Below are 16,420 nucleotides of genomic sequence, written 5' to 3'. Positions count from 1 at the left end.
TGCCGCACCACCCCTTTGGGAACGGGCCCGCGGTAGCCGGCATCGACGCAGCGACTCACCCAGCAAAACGCCGCCGCCCGCCAAGCTCAAAGCCCCTCCCCAGGAACCTCGCTGCGCGAGGCCTGGGTAGGGAAAGGCCGGCTCCCTAACCCCTCCCCAGCCCTCCCCGAACACCGGGGAGGGAGTTCCGGGGCGCAACCGTCGCGCCAAACGCCGCCGCCCGCCAAGCTCAAAGCCCCTCCCCCCTGGAGGGGGAGGGGTTGGGGAGAGGGGGATGACCCCGCCGCAACCCAAGCAAACCGCCGCACCCCCTCAACCCACAAACCGCCAGCCCAAGGTCTCCCCGGCCATCAGCGGTACCAGCTGCTTCTCGCCAAACGGCAGCGACTCAGGAATACGCAGCTCCACCTTTTCCAAGGTCACCGTGCCGCTGTTGCGCGGCAAGCGATAGAAATCGGCGCCAAAGAAGCTGGCAAAGCCCTCCAGCTTGTCGAGCGCGCCGGCCCGCTCGAACGCCGTCGCATACAGCTCCAGCGCGTGCAGCGCGGTATAGCACCCAGCACAGCCACAGGCCGCTTCCTTATCGCCCTTGGCATGCGGCGCCGAATCGGTGCCGAGGAAGAACCGCGCGTTGCCCGACGTCGCCGCCGCCACCAGCGCCTCGCGATGCCGCTCCCGCTTCAGCACCGGCAAGCAGTAGTAGTGCGGCCGAATCCCGCCCTTAAAAATCGCATTGCGGTTGAAGAGGAGATGATGCGCGGTGATGGTGGCTCCGATTTCGCCCTCCGCCTCAGCCACGTAGGCAGCCGCATCCGCCGTGGTGATGTGCTCGAACACCACTCGCAAGCCCGGGAAATCACGCCGCAACGGAATCAGGGTGCGATCGATAAACGCCTTCTCGCGATCGAACAGGTCAATCGACGACTCCGTCTCCTCCCCATGCACACACAGTGGCATACCAACCCGCTGCATCGCCTCCAGCGCGGCCGAACACCGCCGCAGATCCGTCACCCCAGCATCCGAATTGGTCGTCGCCCCCGCCGGATACAACTTCACCGCATGCACGAAGCCGCTCTCCCGTGCCCGCACGATCTCATCGGCCGAGGTGTTGTCGGTGAGGTACAGCGTCATCAGCGGCTCAAACCTCATGCCGGAAGGCAAGGCTGCCAAGATCCGCTCCCGATACGCCGATGCCAGCGCCGTTGTCGTTACCGGGGGGCGCAGATTTGGCATCACGATGGCGCGGGCAAACTGGCGCGCGGTGTCTGGCAGAACAGCCTGCAACGCATCGCCATCGCGCAGGTGAAGGTGCCAATCGTCGGGGCGGGTGAGTGAGATTCGTTGTTTAGTATTCATGTTCGGATCGGCGTGCAGTGCAAGTCGACCATGATGGTCCTTCGTCGAGCGCTCCGGCAACTGCTAGCATTCTTTCTGGCTTGTTGCCTATGCATAGCCGTTTTTTGTTACTGTGCGCCGAATAACCTGTGAGCGACAGGTGAAAATGCAGCCGGCTGAGGCCGGTCCCGGCGGAATGCTTTGTGGCCTCGATCGCAACACAGGTGCTAGTTTTGACTGAATCACCCCGGCTCAGCGAAGAATTGCAATCGGTTCTAGGTGCGTTGAATGCAAACGAACCGGATGATGTACTGACCTCGCGCTTTCGGTCGTTCTTTGTTGATCTCCTCGCCCGCGAAGCCCGGAGCGATCTGGTCGCCGATGAGGCCTTGGTGGCGATGGCCGCACTCAACCGCCTGTTTGGTTCGCAGAGCCAAGCTGGCGATTGCGCTTCGGAACGTTTGCTGCAGGCGGAGGTGTCGAGGCTGCGTCGCTTGCTGGCGATGTCAAGCGCATCTTGGGAATTGGTCAGTACCCTTGAGAAACAGATTGCCGAACTGAAGTCCGAGCTTGACCAGGCCCAGGGCGATCTGGCGAGCTATCGCGCCGAGGTGAAAAGCGCGGCCAGTGAAGTCGAGCTGAGCATCGAGGCGTTCATGCGATCCTGGCAATGGCGATTGGCACGGCTAGCAGTCAAGATGCTGAATCGAGTAGGCCTGAACCTGCAACCCAGTGCGCTGGAGCATGCGCATGCCCGTGTTGCTCGCTGGTCGCGGGAGTCATGAGTTCAAGAAGGGGCGCCCAACAAGCATCGCCAAGCGCCATGGTTCACGAAGATTCCGATGGGCCGCTGCTGCGCTGGTGGCTGTCTCACGTCGAGGGAAGGCTCGGCTTCAAGGTCGAACAAGATGTAGTGGGGCCGGTCGTGCTGGTCTGCGTTTTCAATGCCGCCGACGTCGTGGCCCGCTGCTTGGATTCACTTATCTTCGCCCGAACGGTCCCCTACCGTGTGCAGATTATCGATGACGGCTCGGAACCCACGGTCGCCAAGATTTTGCGAGAGTGGGTGGACAAAGTCGAGTTCGGCTCCCTCTTGCGCCATGACCAGAATCTCGGATACACCGCTGCACTCAATTCGGGTCTCGCCGAGATTCGTTCAGAGTTTGTGGTGATACTCAATAGCGACACGGAAGTGGCTCCGGGATGGATGGAAGGCCTGCTGCGCTGCGCCCTGAGTGATCGCCATATCGGGCTGGTTGGGCCCCTTTCGAACGCCGCTTCCTGGCAGTCGGTACCCGAGGTGTTCGATGAAAGCGGCAGCTTCAGCAAGAATCAGGTGCCGACAACTGAACAGCTTAAGCGCTGGGCGACGGATCTCGCGGCAGAGAGTCCCCCGACCTATCCAAGAGTGCCCTTGCTGAATGGTTTCTGCCTGGGGGTTAAGTCGAAAGTGTTTCGAGCGGTGGGCACTTTCGATCAGGCCAACTTCCCTCGTGGCTACGGTGAAGAAAACGATTTCTGTCTGCGTGCGGGGTACGCAGGGTTTCAGCTTGCAGTCGCCAATGATGTGCTTGTTTCACATCACAAGACGATGAGTTTCACCACGGATCAACGGCTGGAGCTGTCTCGCGCTGCCGACTTGAAATTGCTTGAGCTGCATGGTGCTGCACGCCTGCATTCCGCCGTCGCCCAGTGTCGAGAGTCGTTGCCATTGCGTCGTGCGAGGGCTTGGGCATCTCGAATAGTCTCTCCGCTCGAAGTCAGGCGGACTCCCAAGTTCAGTGGGCGTATTCTTTTCGTGCTGCCGGCCAGCGCCGGAGGCGGTGGCGTGCATTCGGTCGTCCAAGAAGCGCAGGCCATGCGCCGCATGGGCGTTGACGCGCGGCTGGCCGTGCCGGCGAGTTTCCTCGCCAGTTACCTCGATGCCTATCCGGACATCCAGAATCTTAGCCAGTGGGTCCGCCCATTTGCGCAGATTGAAGAGCTCGAGGCGCTCACCGAAGGCGTCGACCTGATCATTGCGACGGTGTTCACTTCTGTGGCGATGATTGAGCAGTTGCAGCAGCGCGGTATCTGCGCAGCGTTCGCCTACTATGTGCAGGACTACGAGCCCTGGTTCTACGACGAATCAGAACCTGCCTGGTTAGAAGCATTCTCCTCCTACACGCGAGTCGAGTTTGCGGTCCTATATGCCAAGACAGAGTGGCTATGCGCACAGGTTGCCAGTGCGCATTCCAAACGGGTTGTCAAAGTCCTGCCGAGCATTGATCACGATGTCTATTACCCCAACGCCGATAGGGTGATGACCGGAGTCCCGGTGATCTCCGCCATGCTGCGCCCCTCGACACCTCGGCGCGGCCCGGAGCGCACCATCCGGGTTATTCGAGAAATTGCCCGGGCACTGGGCAACAAGCTTCGCGTCCTACTGTTTGGTTGCGAGCGACACGAGCTCAGCGACGATTGGGCAGATGTGATCGAAAGCAGTGAATTTCTTGGGCAACTCAATCGCGCCGATGTAGCAGGCGTGCTGCGGCGTTCCGATCTGTTCCTTGATTTGTCCGACTACCAGGCATTTGGCCGAACGGCTGCCGAAGCGATGGCCTGCGGCTGCGTGCCGGTGGTGCCATCGGCCGGCGGGACAGGCGAGTATGCAGTAGACCGCGTCAACAGCCTGGTTGTGGATGTGCAGGACGAGCCCGTGTGTGTACAGCGCATCGTGGAAGCACTGCAAGCCAAGGATTCTCTGCGCGCCATGCGAGCGCGCGCGATCGCCGCGGTGGCGAAGTACACGCCATTCGCGGCAGCGCGCTCAGAGCTGGCTGCATTCCTACTCGCTGCCAAGCCAGCAGAGCCGGCCGGCGTTTCGATATTTCTCGCAGATCAGCATGTGGGACAGCACTGGCGAGGTTTAAGCTCGCACTGTTCCGACGTCGTGGATGCTCTTTCCAAGGCCGACCTTGCTATCGCCAGCCTGTGCGGAATGATCGATCACATCGATGCCACGGGCGCGTTACCAGTGCCCGCAAGCAACGGTTGTCCGCCCTGGCTGCTGGATGCCGACCCATCTCATCCGCGCTTTGCTGAGCAATGGCGTCGACTGCGCCAGTCGACGGTCGCCGTAGAGCTGGTCAAACAACACGCGGCTGGCACGCTGGTGTACTCAGAATGGACCCGCATGGAAGCCGAAGCGATCGGGCTGACTGCCAAGGTGCTGCCGCTGGTGTTGTCCGATGACTGGTCTGCCTCGATGCCGCCAACCTCGGCTGGCACTCAACCGCGCTTGCTGTTCATCGTTCTGGAGGGCGCAGAACGGTCGGCGGCCGCGGCCGCAATGGTCGAGCTGGGGGACCAACTGGGTGACGTCGTGCTGGCCTTGGAGTGTGAGCGACCAGTCGCTTGGCAGTTTGAGCACCCATTCTTGCAGCCGGCCACCGAGTCGGACTGGCGTGAGCTCTTGATGTGTGGCGGCCCATGGCGCGCTGGCGTTGTGGTGGCCGAGACCTCGGATGGCGGCGGCGGTCGGTTGGAGCTGTGGCAGATGAGACTGGCGGCGGCTGGCCTGTGCCCGGTTCTGCCGCGTTGCCCAGAACTCCCACTCACCGTGCAAGATGGCGTAAATTCAATCCTGGTCGGCGACAATGTGCCCAGCTGGTTTGCGGTGCTGGCGGGGCTGCGCGAGCGCAGCAACGAGCTGCAAGCGATTGGTCAAAGAGCACAGATGGAAGTGCGCGATACGTGCTTTGCAGCGCATGTGCAGTCGACATGGAAGGAGATCCTGCGTGAGTTCGTTGCAAGAAAGTGAATCGGGCTTGGCGCCAAGAACCGGGGCAACAACCGCGATCCGTTCGCCAAACCAGAAGATGTCCCTACGGCGCTTCGTAGACATCGTCACCTTCAAGTCCTACGCAGACCTACGCGCAGAGCGCGAACGCACCTATCTCGGTTTCATGTGGTGGGTGTTCGAGCCGCTGATGTTCATGGTGGTGCTGTGGGTAGTGTTTGCCAAAGTGTTGGGGCGTGCCACCGAAGATTTTCTGCCCTTTATCCTGGTCGGCCTGGTGATGTGGCAGTGGATCAAGTCCTGCATATCCCATGGGTCCAACGCCATTCTTGAAGCCCACCAGTTGATCCTGCAAGTACGTTTGCCTCCAGTAGTCTTCCCGCTGGTAACCATTCTCAGTGATACGGTCAAGTTCGCCATCGTGCTCGGTATCTTGATCGCCATACTGTTGGTGCTCGGCTACGGGCGCTCGCCCGCACTGCTTGCGCTTCCGCTGGTGCTGATAGCTGAGCTGGCTTTCCTTGCGGCGGTAACGCTGTGGTTGGCGGCCTTTGTGCCCTTCGTGCCCGACCTGCGCTTTGTTGCCGAGAACGTGTTGGTGGCGATGATGTTTCTTTCCGGCATTTTCTACGATGCCACAACGTTGGCGCCGGCAATCCAGGAAGTCTTCTTTCTTAATCCGTCGGCTTTTCTGATCAAGGAAGCGCGCGAGGTGTTGCTGTATTCGCGCTGGCCGGATTTCGTCGGGCTCATCGAGGTCACTGTTGTCTGCACGCTGCTGGCAGTCGCTGCTGCGGCGCTGATTCAACGGCTGCACCGCTACTACCCCAAGCTGCCGCGATAACCATGTCTGACTCGGCTATTCGACTCTGCGGCGTGGGCGTCGCCTTTCCCATGCAAAGGCGTTTGATGGGGCAGCGCTTCTGGGCCTTGGATCATATCGATCTTGACCTCAAGCATGGCAACAAGTTGGGCGTCATCGGCCGCAACGGCGCCGGCAAGAGCACCTTGCTCAGAGTGCTGGCGGGCGCAATTGAGCCCGACCGCGGAGAGATCATTCGCTGCCATGGCAGCATTCAGTTGTTAGCCATCAACCTCGGTTTTGTGCACTACTTGACCGGGCGCGACAATGCGATCTTGAGCGGCCTGTTGCAAGGGTTTGACCGGCGCACCATCGAATCAAAGCTTGAGCGAATTGCCGAGTTCTCCGGGCTGGGACGATTCTTCGACCAGCCTATCAATACTTACTCCTCCGGCATGGTGTCGCGACTGGGTTTTTCCCTCGCCATGCAACTCGAACCCGATGTGTTGCTGATCGATGAAACCTTGAGCGTGGGTGACGCGGAGTTTCGCGAGAAATCGAGCAAGGCGCTAAGGGAGAAGTTCGACAGCGATCAGACCGTGGTGCTGGTATCGCACAACGACTCGACGCTGAGCCGGTTGTGTGATCGGCTTCTCTGGGTTGAACACGGGCGCAGCATCATGTTGGGGCCGGCCGACGAAGTGCTTGAGAGCTACCGTAGGAGCAACGCGGACGAACAGCCGCCTTCACGTGATCTACCCCTGCCGTCCGAGGACGATGAGCTGTGAGCTCGGTCATCCTGGTTCGCTGTCTCGTCTGCGGTGACTAGCAGTGCCGTTCAAGCTCGTCGTCGATCAAGAATTCATTGCTGAACGACCCGGTTGGGTATGCCTCACGTTGCGCTGCCGGGGCAGCCTGCGTGATGCCGAGCTAGGCATCGAAGTGGTGTCAGAATCGGGGCTAGGCGCCAGTCACGCATTGCAGTTGCCAGCGCACTGCAGATCTCATTCCGTCACCCTGCATGTGAGTGCACCAGCCACACGGATTCGGGTGCAGCTGTCCAGCCGGCAATCAAATCCGCCGGCATCGACGATAGCGTTGGCGCCGGTCTCTCGCTTCAGGGCGTTTTGGCATCGCAGCTGGTCGATGGTGGCGGCAGCCAGCCGATCCAGGGCCACGGCTGCCGAGGCGGCAAGGCTGTTGTTGCTGGGATGGCGGGCCGGCCGCCTGCGCGGCATTCTGGATCTGCTGCTGGCGGCGCCTGGAACGCCTCACTTTGGCTTTGGCTATGCCAAGTGGGTGGCGCAGCACGGCGTGGCCAGTCTGGAGGCTCGTCGCCTGCTTCGCGAGCGAAGCAGGGCGTTCACGCAGCAGCCGCTGATCTCAGTGCTGATGCCGGTGTACAAGCCTGACCTCGACTTGCTCCGGGAGGCCGTCGATAGCGTCTTTGAGCAGACCTATCAACATTGGCAGCTGTGCATTGCCGACGATGCCTCCGATGACCCGAGCTGCCGTGACTACCTGAAGACACTGATGTCGCGAGATTCACGCATCAAGGTCGTGTTCAGAGACAAGAACGGGCACATCTCCGCCGCAAGCAACTCGGCCCTCGATCTTTGCGCAGGCGAGTTTACCGCCCTGCTCGATCAGGACGACCTGCTGCCCGCACACGCTTTGCACTGCGTGGTCGACTGCATCAATCGCAATCCAGGGGCACGGCTAATCTACAGCGACGAGGACAAGATCGATGTTAAGGGTGTTCACTACGACCCATACTTCAAGCCAGACTGGGACTCCTATCTGATTCTTGGACAAAACCTGTTCTCCCATCTCGGCGTTTTTGAAACGAAGCTCATGCGCGAGGTAGGTGGGTTTCGTCAAGGCTATGAGGGCAGTCAGGATTATGACCTCCTGCTGCGTTGCCTGGCCAAGGCCGGCTCGGGCAGCGTGTTCCACATTCCACATGTGCTGTATCACTGGCGCGCCGTTCCCGGCTCTACAGCGCAGGCCATGGGCCAGAAATCATACGCCGCCGACGCAGCCTTGCGTGCGTTGGCCGACTACCTTACCAATACCAAGCGGCCGGGCAGGATTGAGCCAGGCGCGTTTCCGGGAATGTATCGATTCAGGCCAACGCCGCCGTCAGACACAATCACCGTTTCCGTTCTGTTCGACGCTCCACCCAGCGATCTTGCCGCGTGGCAACGCGCGCTGTCGGGACTGGATGCCAATCTGGCGGTGGAATGCTTGTTCCCAGACCCCGATCGGGCGGTGAATTCTGTCGCGCCGCGACCTGAGTCTGCAACGCGGGCGGCACGACTCAATCAATTGGCGAAAATCGCCAAGGGCGACGTGTTGCTGTTCGCGTCCGCGGGTGTTGAGCCGGCAGGCCCTGCTTCGGTATCCGAACTGGTGGCCTTGGCCTCCATATCAAGCGTCGGTGTTGCAGGTGCACGAATCATAGAAGCCAGCCGGCGAGTGCTGCATGCTGGCTATGTGCTTGGCATGTTCGGTGGCCTGGATTCTCCGCATCGAGGATTCCCGGTCGCCACGCCCGGCTACTTTGGCCAGCTCGAGCTTCTGCGCCGCGCCAGCGCGGTGAGCGCAGCGGCGATGGCTGTGCGCCGAAATGTGTTCCAGCAGTTGGGCGGGTTCTCTGATCTAGCGATTGGAATTCTTGAGCTCGACTTCAGCCGTCGAGTCGAAAGCGCGGGCATGGACACTGTCATCACCCCGCACGCAGATTTCGTTGCAACGCAACCAACTCTAGTTGCGCTGACCGACTCCTCAATCAGTGTGCCAGGCACGGACTGGCCCGAGGACAGGCACTACAATCCAAACCTCACCCTCATGCATGGCGCCTACCTGATTGATCGTGCGCCTCGAGTGGCGCTGCCATGGGCATAGAGCACTCGGCAGGGCGGAGCTGCGCCGACATGGCCGTGATCGTGGTCAACTTCAATACCAGCGCCGACACCCTGGAGTGTCTCGCTTCGCTGCAACAGCAAGGGCTGGGGTTTCTCACTGTGGCGGTCGTGGACAACGCGTCGACTGAAGAACAGCGACGAATCTTGCGGGATGGCATTTCCAAGCTCGATTTGCCCTCCGAACTGATTGAGAATGGCTCAAACCTGGGCTTCGCTGCTGCAGTCGATGTTCAGATTCGACGCTTGCTGGCGAACTCGGAGGTTATGCGGATCTTCTTGTTCAACAACGATGCAGTGGCACTTCCAGCGCTTGCCCATTGGCTGCAGGATCACGCCGCCGGCGATCTCTGTGCTGCTCGGGTGATGAAGTATGCCGACCCGCAACGAGTCGACTCTCTGGGCATCGTGATGTATCGCTCGATGCTGGCCTCCAACCGATTGTCAGTGGAAGAACCCTTGCTTGGTCCTACCGGTGGCTGCGCGGTGTATTCGAGACGGCTGCTTTGCGAGCTGCAGCGCATTTATGGGTACACCTTTGACCACAGGTTCTTCTGCTATGCCGAGGACACCGATGTTGCGCTCAGGGCCGTCTTGCTGGGATTTGAGCCTGATTACTTTGACGGTGCCGTAGCTTTGCACAAGGGGCAGGCGAGCAGCGGTGGCGGTTTCTCCGATTTCGTTCTCTATCACGGAATCCGAAACTCCATCTGGTTGCTGCTAAAGAGCCTGCCAGGCAGGCTCTTGCTCCTATCGTTGGCGCACATTGCACTGCTCCACCTCGGGGTGGTTGTTCGCCACACACTGCGAGGAAAGTTCAGCGTCGTGGTCAGGCTTTACCGAGATGCGCTGAGCGGTGCACGCACATTCTGGCGGGAACGGGTACTGCTGGCGCAGATTGGAGACCGCGGCCACAAAGCGCTTCAGCGGTGTATCGATCCAAAGTTCTATGATCGCGGATACGTGAGACAGGCTGTCAAAGGGCTGTTTAACCGGGAAGCTTAAGTGAAATTCACGGCATGTGAGAGGCCGTTCAAGGGGGAAGAGTGCAAATCTTAGTAGTTGGTATGCATCGATCTGGAACGTCTATGTTGACGCGCCTGATTAACCTAATGGGGGCGTATGTAGGCAGTGATTTGGAGCTAACAGATTCTGGAGTAGGTGACGAGAATCCAAAAGGCTTTTGGGAAAGGCGAGATGTTCGTTCCGCGAACGAACATCTCTTGGCTTCCGTCGGTTGCGATTGGGACAGAGTAGCAGCATGGGGCAAGAGAGATGTTCCGGCAGATGCGGTGAAAGCCTTCGACAAGGCTAGCAAGTTGGTTGCACTTAAGCTCGATGGGAACAGGCCTTGGGTAATTAAGGATCCAAGACTTTGCCTTACCGCTGGCTACTGGCTCAAGAACCTGGAGATGCCTCTCCCAATTCATGTTGTCAGAAATCCGCTTGAAGTTGCTGTGTCGCTTCTCAAACGCAACGAGTTCCCATTAGATCTCGGATTGGCGTTGTGGGAAAAATACACAAAGTCAGCAGCTGCGGCTCTCGCATCTACCGACTGCATCCGAGTGACCTTTGATGTCCTACTGAATGATCCGATCCAGGCTGTTCACTCAATCTATAGCGCGCTGAGGGATCATGGTGTCCGGTCAATTGAGATGCCATCTGATAAGGAGATCTCGCGCTTCGTGGACCCGAAGCTGCGTCGATCGGCACTGAATCAACATGTCGAGTCCTATTCAAGCCACTCCGCCATTCGTCTGTATGACTCGCTCGTCGCAGGATGTGCGCTCGAAGAGATAGCGAGGGAATCGCTAAGTGAGACTTCGTTTTCCACAATTGTTAGGCACGAAACAGTGCGGGCAAAACTTGTTGCCCAAGTTTCACGCGACCTCGTCGGTCGCGACACGGAAGCTGCGACAGAACCAAATGAGACTACGAAACGCAGTGAACTTCAATCGTTTGAGAGTGGCGTCGTTCGTCTAGCGGAATTGATTCCCAAATTTGGTGAGAAACTTGAGTGGGCGTGTGGAGAAATCGCAAAAGATTCTGCTCGCCGGGTTCAGAGCGAACGCGATCGCCAGCTCCTCGAAGAATCGTTGAGACGGGAGCGACAGCATGTCGCGCAGCTTCACGAAAGCATCGGAATCGCCGAGGCTACCAGGGCGCAGATTTCTCTTCGAGCCAGACAGCTTGAGACGGAGCTTGCAGGTAACCAAATTATTGTTTCGACCTTACGTGGTGAACTTGAGAGGATGACGGCGGACCGATCTGCGGCTTTGCTTGCTGTGGAGCGGGAGCGCACAGATCGGCGGGAGGCTGAGTTGCGAAGCGCATACGTGCGATCCTCTCTGCAACTCAGGCAGCAGCGTGAAGCTGAATGCTTGGAAGCGCTGCAGCGAGTCGTAGCTGGGCTTGAGGAGACGATTTGCAGCTCCAAGAGTCTCGCGAGCCTGGGTGACTTGCACGAGTTGATCCGAAGTGTTGTTGGATGGCTATCCGACTGTCGAAGCGCTGTCGAGGCAATTCATAGTTCTTGGAGTTGGCGAATAGGTTCCGCGGTTGTTGCCGTGCCGAGTTTGATTGCGGCGAGAAGGAGAGATCCTAATGCGCTTGATTTCCTTCTTGGCCATCTCAGCAACATGGAACGGGCTCTGTCCGCGGCGTTAGACAGTTGGCTGGTGCAGAAGTCAGAGCTTCAGGTTGAGGGAGTCGGGCTTCTGAGGTCCTTGATAGAGCCCACGGAAATGCTAAGGTCTATCGTTGCCGAGGCGCCGAGGAATACAACTGAGCACTCCTCTTCAGAACAGCACCGGCAGCTCCCGTGGCAAACTATCGGCACAGTAGAGCCTTCTCCTCGGTGCGGCTCGCGAGAGCCCGAGAGGAGGGCCGCTGAGATAGTTGTGTGCGTACACAACGCGCCCACCGATGTTGAGCGGCTTCTGCGTAGTCTGGAACCTGATCTATCCGCTGACCAAAGATTGATACTGGTTAACGATGGGTCAGAGTTGGAGACAACTCGCATGTTGAGGGAGTTTTCCGTCGACTCGCCGTTTGTTGTGTTGTTGGAGCACCCGATTGGTAGAGGTTACACAAAGGCTGCAAACCACGGGCTACGTCACTCAACAGCTGAATTCGTTGTTCTGTTAAATAGCGACACCATTGTGCCTAGAGGATGGGTGCAGGGTATGCTGAACTGTGCGTTCAGCTCCGAGCGCATTGGATTGGTGGGTACGATGTCCAATGCTGCAAGTTGGCAATCGATACCCGATTGTTTGGGGTTTGATGGCCAGTTTGTTGTGAACCCGCTTCCGCCTGGAGTTTCGGTTTCAAGGATGGCGCAGTTGACCCGCCTCCACCCTGCAGCCGGCTTCCCACGTGTTCCACTGCTGAACGGGTTTTGTCTGGGCATCAAGCGGTCCGTCATCGCTGAGATCGGTTTCCTGGACGAAGAGTCCTTCCCAAGAGGCTATGGAGAGGAAAATGACTATTGTTTGCGGGCCGCCAATGCGGGCTTCGAGATGGCTGTGGCCACTGACGTGTACATCTATCACTCTAAGTCCAAGAGCTACGGCGCTAAGGAGCGAGATCGACTCAGTGCTGACGCATCAGAGCGATTGAGGGAAAAGCACGGCGAGTCAGCGATTAGTGAGGCAGTTCGGGCTCTGCGGGAAAACCTGCAATTGGGGCATGCACGCGCAAGCGCGAAGAAAGCGATTCGGGCAGCCTTGTTGCCGGCTTGGATTGCAAATCGCAGCCGAGAACTTAGCGTAATGTTTCTCTTGCCGGTCAAGGGTGGCGGGGGGGGGAGCCATTCAGTGGTGCAAGAGGCTCGAGCAATGTACCTGCGAGGTATTCGAGTCGCAGTTGCGGTTAAGAAGTCGTCAGAGGAGCATTTTCGGGGGGTGTATTCAGACGTGCGCGAGCTGTCTGGATTCGTGTTCTTCTATCGCGACGATGCTGAGTTAGCAGCTGTTGCTGCAGACTTTCGAGTGGTCGTCGCAACAGTGTTTCACTCTGTCGCGCTGGCCAAGAAGATTGTGGGTCAGCACTCAGAAAAGGTTCTTGTCTACTACATTCAAGACTATGAGCCACTCTTCTTTGAGGAAGGGTCAGAGCACTATCAGCAAGCGGTCAATTCGTACGGCCTGGTACCCCAAATGGTCGGCATGGCAAAGACAAGCTGGATTTGCCGAACGGTGGCATCGAAGCACCCGACGAAGATGCATAGAATCTCACCCTCGATCGACCATGACGTGTATTTTCCACGTGCTGAGCCCAAGCCGCATGATCGATTAGTCGTGAGTGCGATGATTCGTCCTTCAACGCCGAGGAGAGCCCCTGTCCGAACACTCTTGGTTGCCAAGGAGCTAAAACAGATCTTTGGCAACAGTATTCAATTCGTCTTCTTTGGGGCGTCGAAAGATGACAGTATCTGGGCGCAAGAAGGTGCCGAGTTCGCAGAGTGTAACCTAGGCGAGTTGCGTCGAGAGGGCGTTGCTGAGGTTCTAAGATCATCGGACATCTTCTTGGATTTGTCCGACTACCAAGCCTTTGGTCGAACGGGGTTGGAGGCGATGGCGTGCGGTTGTGTCCCCGCCGTGCCGAAAGAGGGCGGTGGCGATGAGTATGCGGTGGACGGAGAAAACGCCCTAGTAATAGACACGACGGTGGATTCGCCGGTTCAGATTGCTCACATCGTTGCATCTGCGGCATCGAATCAAGAGTTGCTGCAAAGAATGGCGAAGAACGGTATTGCAACTGCCGCACGCTACAGTGTGGAGTCTGCCGCACTGTCTGAGCTGGAGCTATTCGCGAGACTTGACTCCTACGATGAGGCAAGTCCTACTGAAGCGACTGATTCCGCGCCAAGGATTGGGGTAATTCACCCCACGAGGGGCGATGGCAGGCCGACCGGATCTGCATACATCAGATCTATCCTGCCGCTTCAGCAGCTTGTCTCAAGATCGTTGATCGACGTGCGCAACATCAATTGCCTGAGCGAACTTGATGCTTGCGACGCAGTTTGGGTTCAACGAACTGCTATCTCGCACGATGAGGGAATCGAGACGCTCAGGTCATTGCAGTCGAGTAGAAGGTTTCGAGTAATCTTTGAGATTGACGACCGTCTTTGGCAAATGGAGAACGGCCACTGCGAGTTTGGCAGTTATGACTGCGAGTCGGAACGCATTGTAGAGCTTGTCAGGCTGGCGGATCTTGTTGTTGTATCAACTGACTCGCTTAGAATGGACCTTGCGCGCCTCAACTCAAACGTACATGTCATCCCGAACGCACTCGATGCTTCGCTTTGGCGGCTGGGCACTTCGCCCGCTGCTCCTCGTGATGGCGAAGTTCTTCGAATTCTTGCCATGGGCACCAAGACTCATGGCGCAGATCTTGAGATGGTGATGCCAGCACTGGACAAGCTATGGGATCGTTATGAAGGACGATTCGTTCTCGACCTAGTGGGCATGACGGCCTCCGCTCCTGTCAGGCCATGGATAAACGTATGTGAATGTGAAGATTCAGAGTACCCTGCATTCGTAAGCTGGCTTCGTGAGACGAATAGGTGGCACATAGGAATAGCGCCACTGGCCCCCAGTGCGTTCAATGGTTCCAAGAGCAGGATCAAGATTCTTGACCTCTGGGCGCTCGGTCTGCCGGTGGTAGCTAGCGACATAGCGGAGTACAGAGCCATGATTCAAGATGGAGTGGATGGATTTGTGGCCAGTAGTTCCGGGCAGTGGGCAACACATATCGAGAGGTTGCTTTTAGAGCCAGGCTTCGCTGCTCAGATGGGGCGCAATGGGTTTCAGAAGCTGCGGAGTGGACATACGCTACAAGTTCGGTGGCGGCACTGGTGGTCTGCGGTCGCGCGAACCCTTCACTTGATTGATTGGAGTTGCGAAAGCTCTGATGCATAAACTTGGCTTGACGGAGCTGTCTTCCAAGTGCAACTCGACGTTTAATTTGGATGTCCAAGAAATGGTCAAATCATCGAGTCTTCTAGACGGTGCAGCGAGGAGTGATTTGTCTCCACAGGAAGTCGCTTTGTTGAGCGACTGCGACTTCCTCGACTTAGGTTGCAGTCATGGAGCAATGATCGAATTCGTGCGCAGTGCTTGCCCCGCCGTCGAGGGTGTCGGCATAGATATCGATTCGAAAAAGGTTGAATCGGCCCGAGAAAATGGCCACACCGCGATGGTGCTCGACATCTTTAGGGTGCCGAGCACCAAGTTCGTTTCATTCGTGACCATGTCGCATGTGCTGGAGCATCTTCCATCTGTGGCTGCTGCCGAGTCCTTCATTGATAAAGCTGTGGAGATTGCGCATGATTTTGTGTTCGTGCGGCAACCTTGGTTTGACGCGGACGGGCCGCTGTTTCGCCTGGGGCTCAAGCACTATTGGTCCCATTGGCGCGGCCACCGAAATAAGATGCAGTGCCTGGATTTCTACGCAATTTTGAGTCGAATCCTGTCTCAGGGGAGGCTCATTCGATTCGATATTTATGGTCGATGTGTAGTCAGAAGTTCGGCGGACGGAAGCATATTGCCGCTGTCGGCGCCGATCGATCAGCATGCCTATGACAAGGAGTTGCACGGGGAAAAGCCGGTTCGCCCGTTGGGATTCGAGACGTACAGAGAGGTGATTGTTACCGCTCAGATGTCCGCTCACTCTGGCAATCTCGAAGCGTTGATTAGTCGGCTAGGGCCATTGACTCTGCTCTATTCGGAGGCGAGTGAATGAGCGCCGATCGTCGGCTTGCGGTGGAATCCCGTCTCGACCCCACCAATGCCCTCATTCTGGAAATTGGAGCTTTGGATTCCCCGATGTTCAGGAAGGAGGATGGGTTCAAGGTCGAGTTTGCCGATTACGCGACAAGATCTCAGCTGGCGGCGAGCAGTCCGCAGAATCCACGGTACGAATTTGGTCGGCTTGTGGATGTCGACTATGTGATAAGCCAAGCCAATCCGTCTCTCTGCATCAACAAGCAGTTTGACTTGATCATCGCCAATCATGTTATTGAACATGTGCCAGACACTATCAGTTGGCTATTTGGCCTGGGGCGAATGCTGACTTCGAGCGGCGTGGTTTTTCTATCAATCCCAGATCGGCGCTATACATTTGACATCGTTAGGCGCGACACAAATTTTGTTGACTTACTTCGTGCACATCTCTTAAAGCAAAAGTCACCGGATATCTTCAACATTATCGATCATTTCTGGCACCACAAGAGCGTGGGGGTAGCGGATGTTGAGTCTGGCCGTCATTTCGAGGCAATTGCACAGCGCCGATTTACACCGGGCCAAGTGCTAGAACTGGCGGATCGCTTGTCTAAAAGAGACTATGCAGATGTTCACTGCCACGTCTTCACCTGCGACTCTTGCAGAGAGCTGTTGCAGCTACTGAGAGAATTTCGCTTCTTGGCTTTCAATGACATTGAAGTTCATCCGACAAAGTCTCGGACAAATGAGTTTCACGTTTTCCTGAGCAGATTTGAAGAGGCGATATTTAAGCAAGGCGTACCCTCTTCATTAATCTAGTCGACGCGGCAATGGTGCTATATCGACGACCAGGCGA

The 16,420-nt window shown here is 57.5% G+C and carries 10 protein-coding genes; 9 read left to right on the top strand and 1 reads right to left on the bottom strand.

Annotated elements, in window-relative coordinates:
* Positions 1-312: 312 nt before the first annotated feature.
* Entirely contained in the window at positions 313-1,416 is a 1,104-nt protein-coding gene (gene pyrC, locus IFO71_RS04005; protein ID WP_425502866.1) for a dihydroorotase, read from the bottom strand.
* 152 nt (positions 1,417-1,568) lie between these two features.
* Between pyrC and IFO71_RS04000 the strand changes: the two genes are divergently transcribed.
* The 9 genes from IFO71_RS04000 to IFO71_RS03960 all read left to right on the top strand — a co-directional run bounded on the left by IFO71_RS04000 (position 1,569) and on the right by IFO71_RS03960 (position 16,383).
* Positions 1,569-2,120: a DUF4349 domain-containing protein gene (locus IFO71_RS04000; protein ID WP_192028248.1), complete on the top strand. Its 552-nt coding sequence runs from the start codon at positions 1,569-1,571 to the stop codon at positions 2,118-2,120.
* A 38-nt stretch (positions 2,121-2,158) separates the two neighbouring features.
* The gene (locus tag IFO71_RS03995) at positions 2,159-5,137 is read left to right on the top strand and encodes a glycosyltransferase (RefSeq protein WP_192028247.1); all 2,979 of its coding nucleotides are present in this window, start codon (positions 2,159-2,161) and stop codon (positions 5,135-5,137) included.
* Positions 5,085-5,960, top strand: coding sequence for an ABC transporter permease (locus IFO71_RS03990; protein WP_332309314.1), 876 nt, complete (start codon positions 5,085-5,087; stop codon positions 5,958-5,960). The genes IFO71_RS03995 and IFO71_RS03990 overlap by 53 nt, the downstream gene beginning before the upstream one ends.
* A gap of 2 nt (positions 5,961-5,962) precedes the next feature.
* Positions 5,963-6,706 carry an ABC transporter ATP-binding protein gene (locus IFO71_RS03985; RefSeq protein WP_192028245.1) on the top strand — a complete coding sequence of 248 codons (744 nt, stop codon included), beginning with the start codon at positions 5,963-5,965 and terminating at the stop codon, positions 6,704-6,706.
* A 412-nt stretch (positions 6,707-7,118) separates the two neighbouring features.
* Positions 7,119-8,825, top strand: coding sequence for a glycosyltransferase family 2 protein (locus tag IFO71_RS03980; protein WP_192028244.1), 1,707 nt, complete (start codon positions 7,119-7,121; stop codon positions 8,823-8,825).
* 29 nt (positions 8,826-8,854) lie between these two features.
* The gene (locus tag IFO71_RS03975; protein WP_192028243.1) at positions 8,855-9,847 is read left to right on the top strand and encodes a glycosyltransferase family 2 protein; all 993 of its coding nucleotides are present in this window, start codon (positions 8,855-8,857) and stop codon (positions 9,845-9,847) included.
* A 41-nt stretch (positions 9,848-9,888) separates the two neighbouring features.
* Positions 9,889-14,763: a glycosyltransferase gene (locus tag IFO71_RS03970; protein WP_332309310.1), complete on the top strand. Its 4,875-nt coding sequence runs from the start codon at positions 9,889-9,891 to the stop codon at positions 14,761-14,763.
* 130 nt (positions 14,764-14,893) lie between these two features.
* A complete protein-coding gene (locus IFO71_RS03965; RefSeq protein ID WP_225444363.1) occupies positions 14,894-15,586 on the top strand; it encodes a class I SAM-dependent methyltransferase in 693 nt (230 codons plus the stop codon).
* Positions 15,583-16,383 carry a class I SAM-dependent methyltransferase gene (locus IFO71_RS03960; protein ID WP_192028240.1) on the top strand — a complete coding sequence of 267 codons (801 nt, stop codon included), beginning with the start codon at positions 15,583-15,585 and terminating at the stop codon, positions 16,381-16,383. Before IFO71_RS03965 ends, IFO71_RS03960 begins: the two co-directional genes overlap by 4 nt.
* The last annotated feature ends 37 nt before the right edge of the window (positions 16,384-16,420 follow it).

Origin of the sequence: Pseudomarimonas arenosa (assembly GCF_014841215.1) — a bacterium.
Lineage (GTDB): Bacteria > Pseudomonadota > Gammaproteobacteria > Xanthomonadales > Xanthomonadaceae > Pseudomarimonas > Pseudomarimonas arenosa.
This window is presented reverse-complemented; position numbering and strand designations above follow the sequence as displayed.

Coding starts and splice junctions, on each gene's coding strand:
- IFO71_RS03995 (WP_192028247.1), top strand. CDS start 2,159: ATGGTTCACGAAGATTCCGATGGGCCGCTGCTGCGCTGGTGGCTGTCT.
- IFO71_RS03990 (WP_332309314.1), top strand. CDS start 5,085: ATGTGCAGTCGACATGGAAGGAGATCCTGCGTGAGTTCGTTGCAAGAA.
- IFO71_RS03985 (WP_192028245.1), top strand. CDS start 5,963: ATGTCTGACTCGGCTATTCGACTCTGCGGCGTGGGCGTCGCCTTTCCC.
- IFO71_RS03975 (WP_192028243.1), top strand. CDS start 8,855: ATGGCCGTGATCGTGGTCAACTTCAATACCAGCGCCGACACCCTGGAG.
- IFO71_RS03960 (WP_192028240.1), top strand. CDS start 15,583: ATGAGCGCCGATCGTCGGCTTGCGGTGGAATCCCGTCTCGACCCCACC.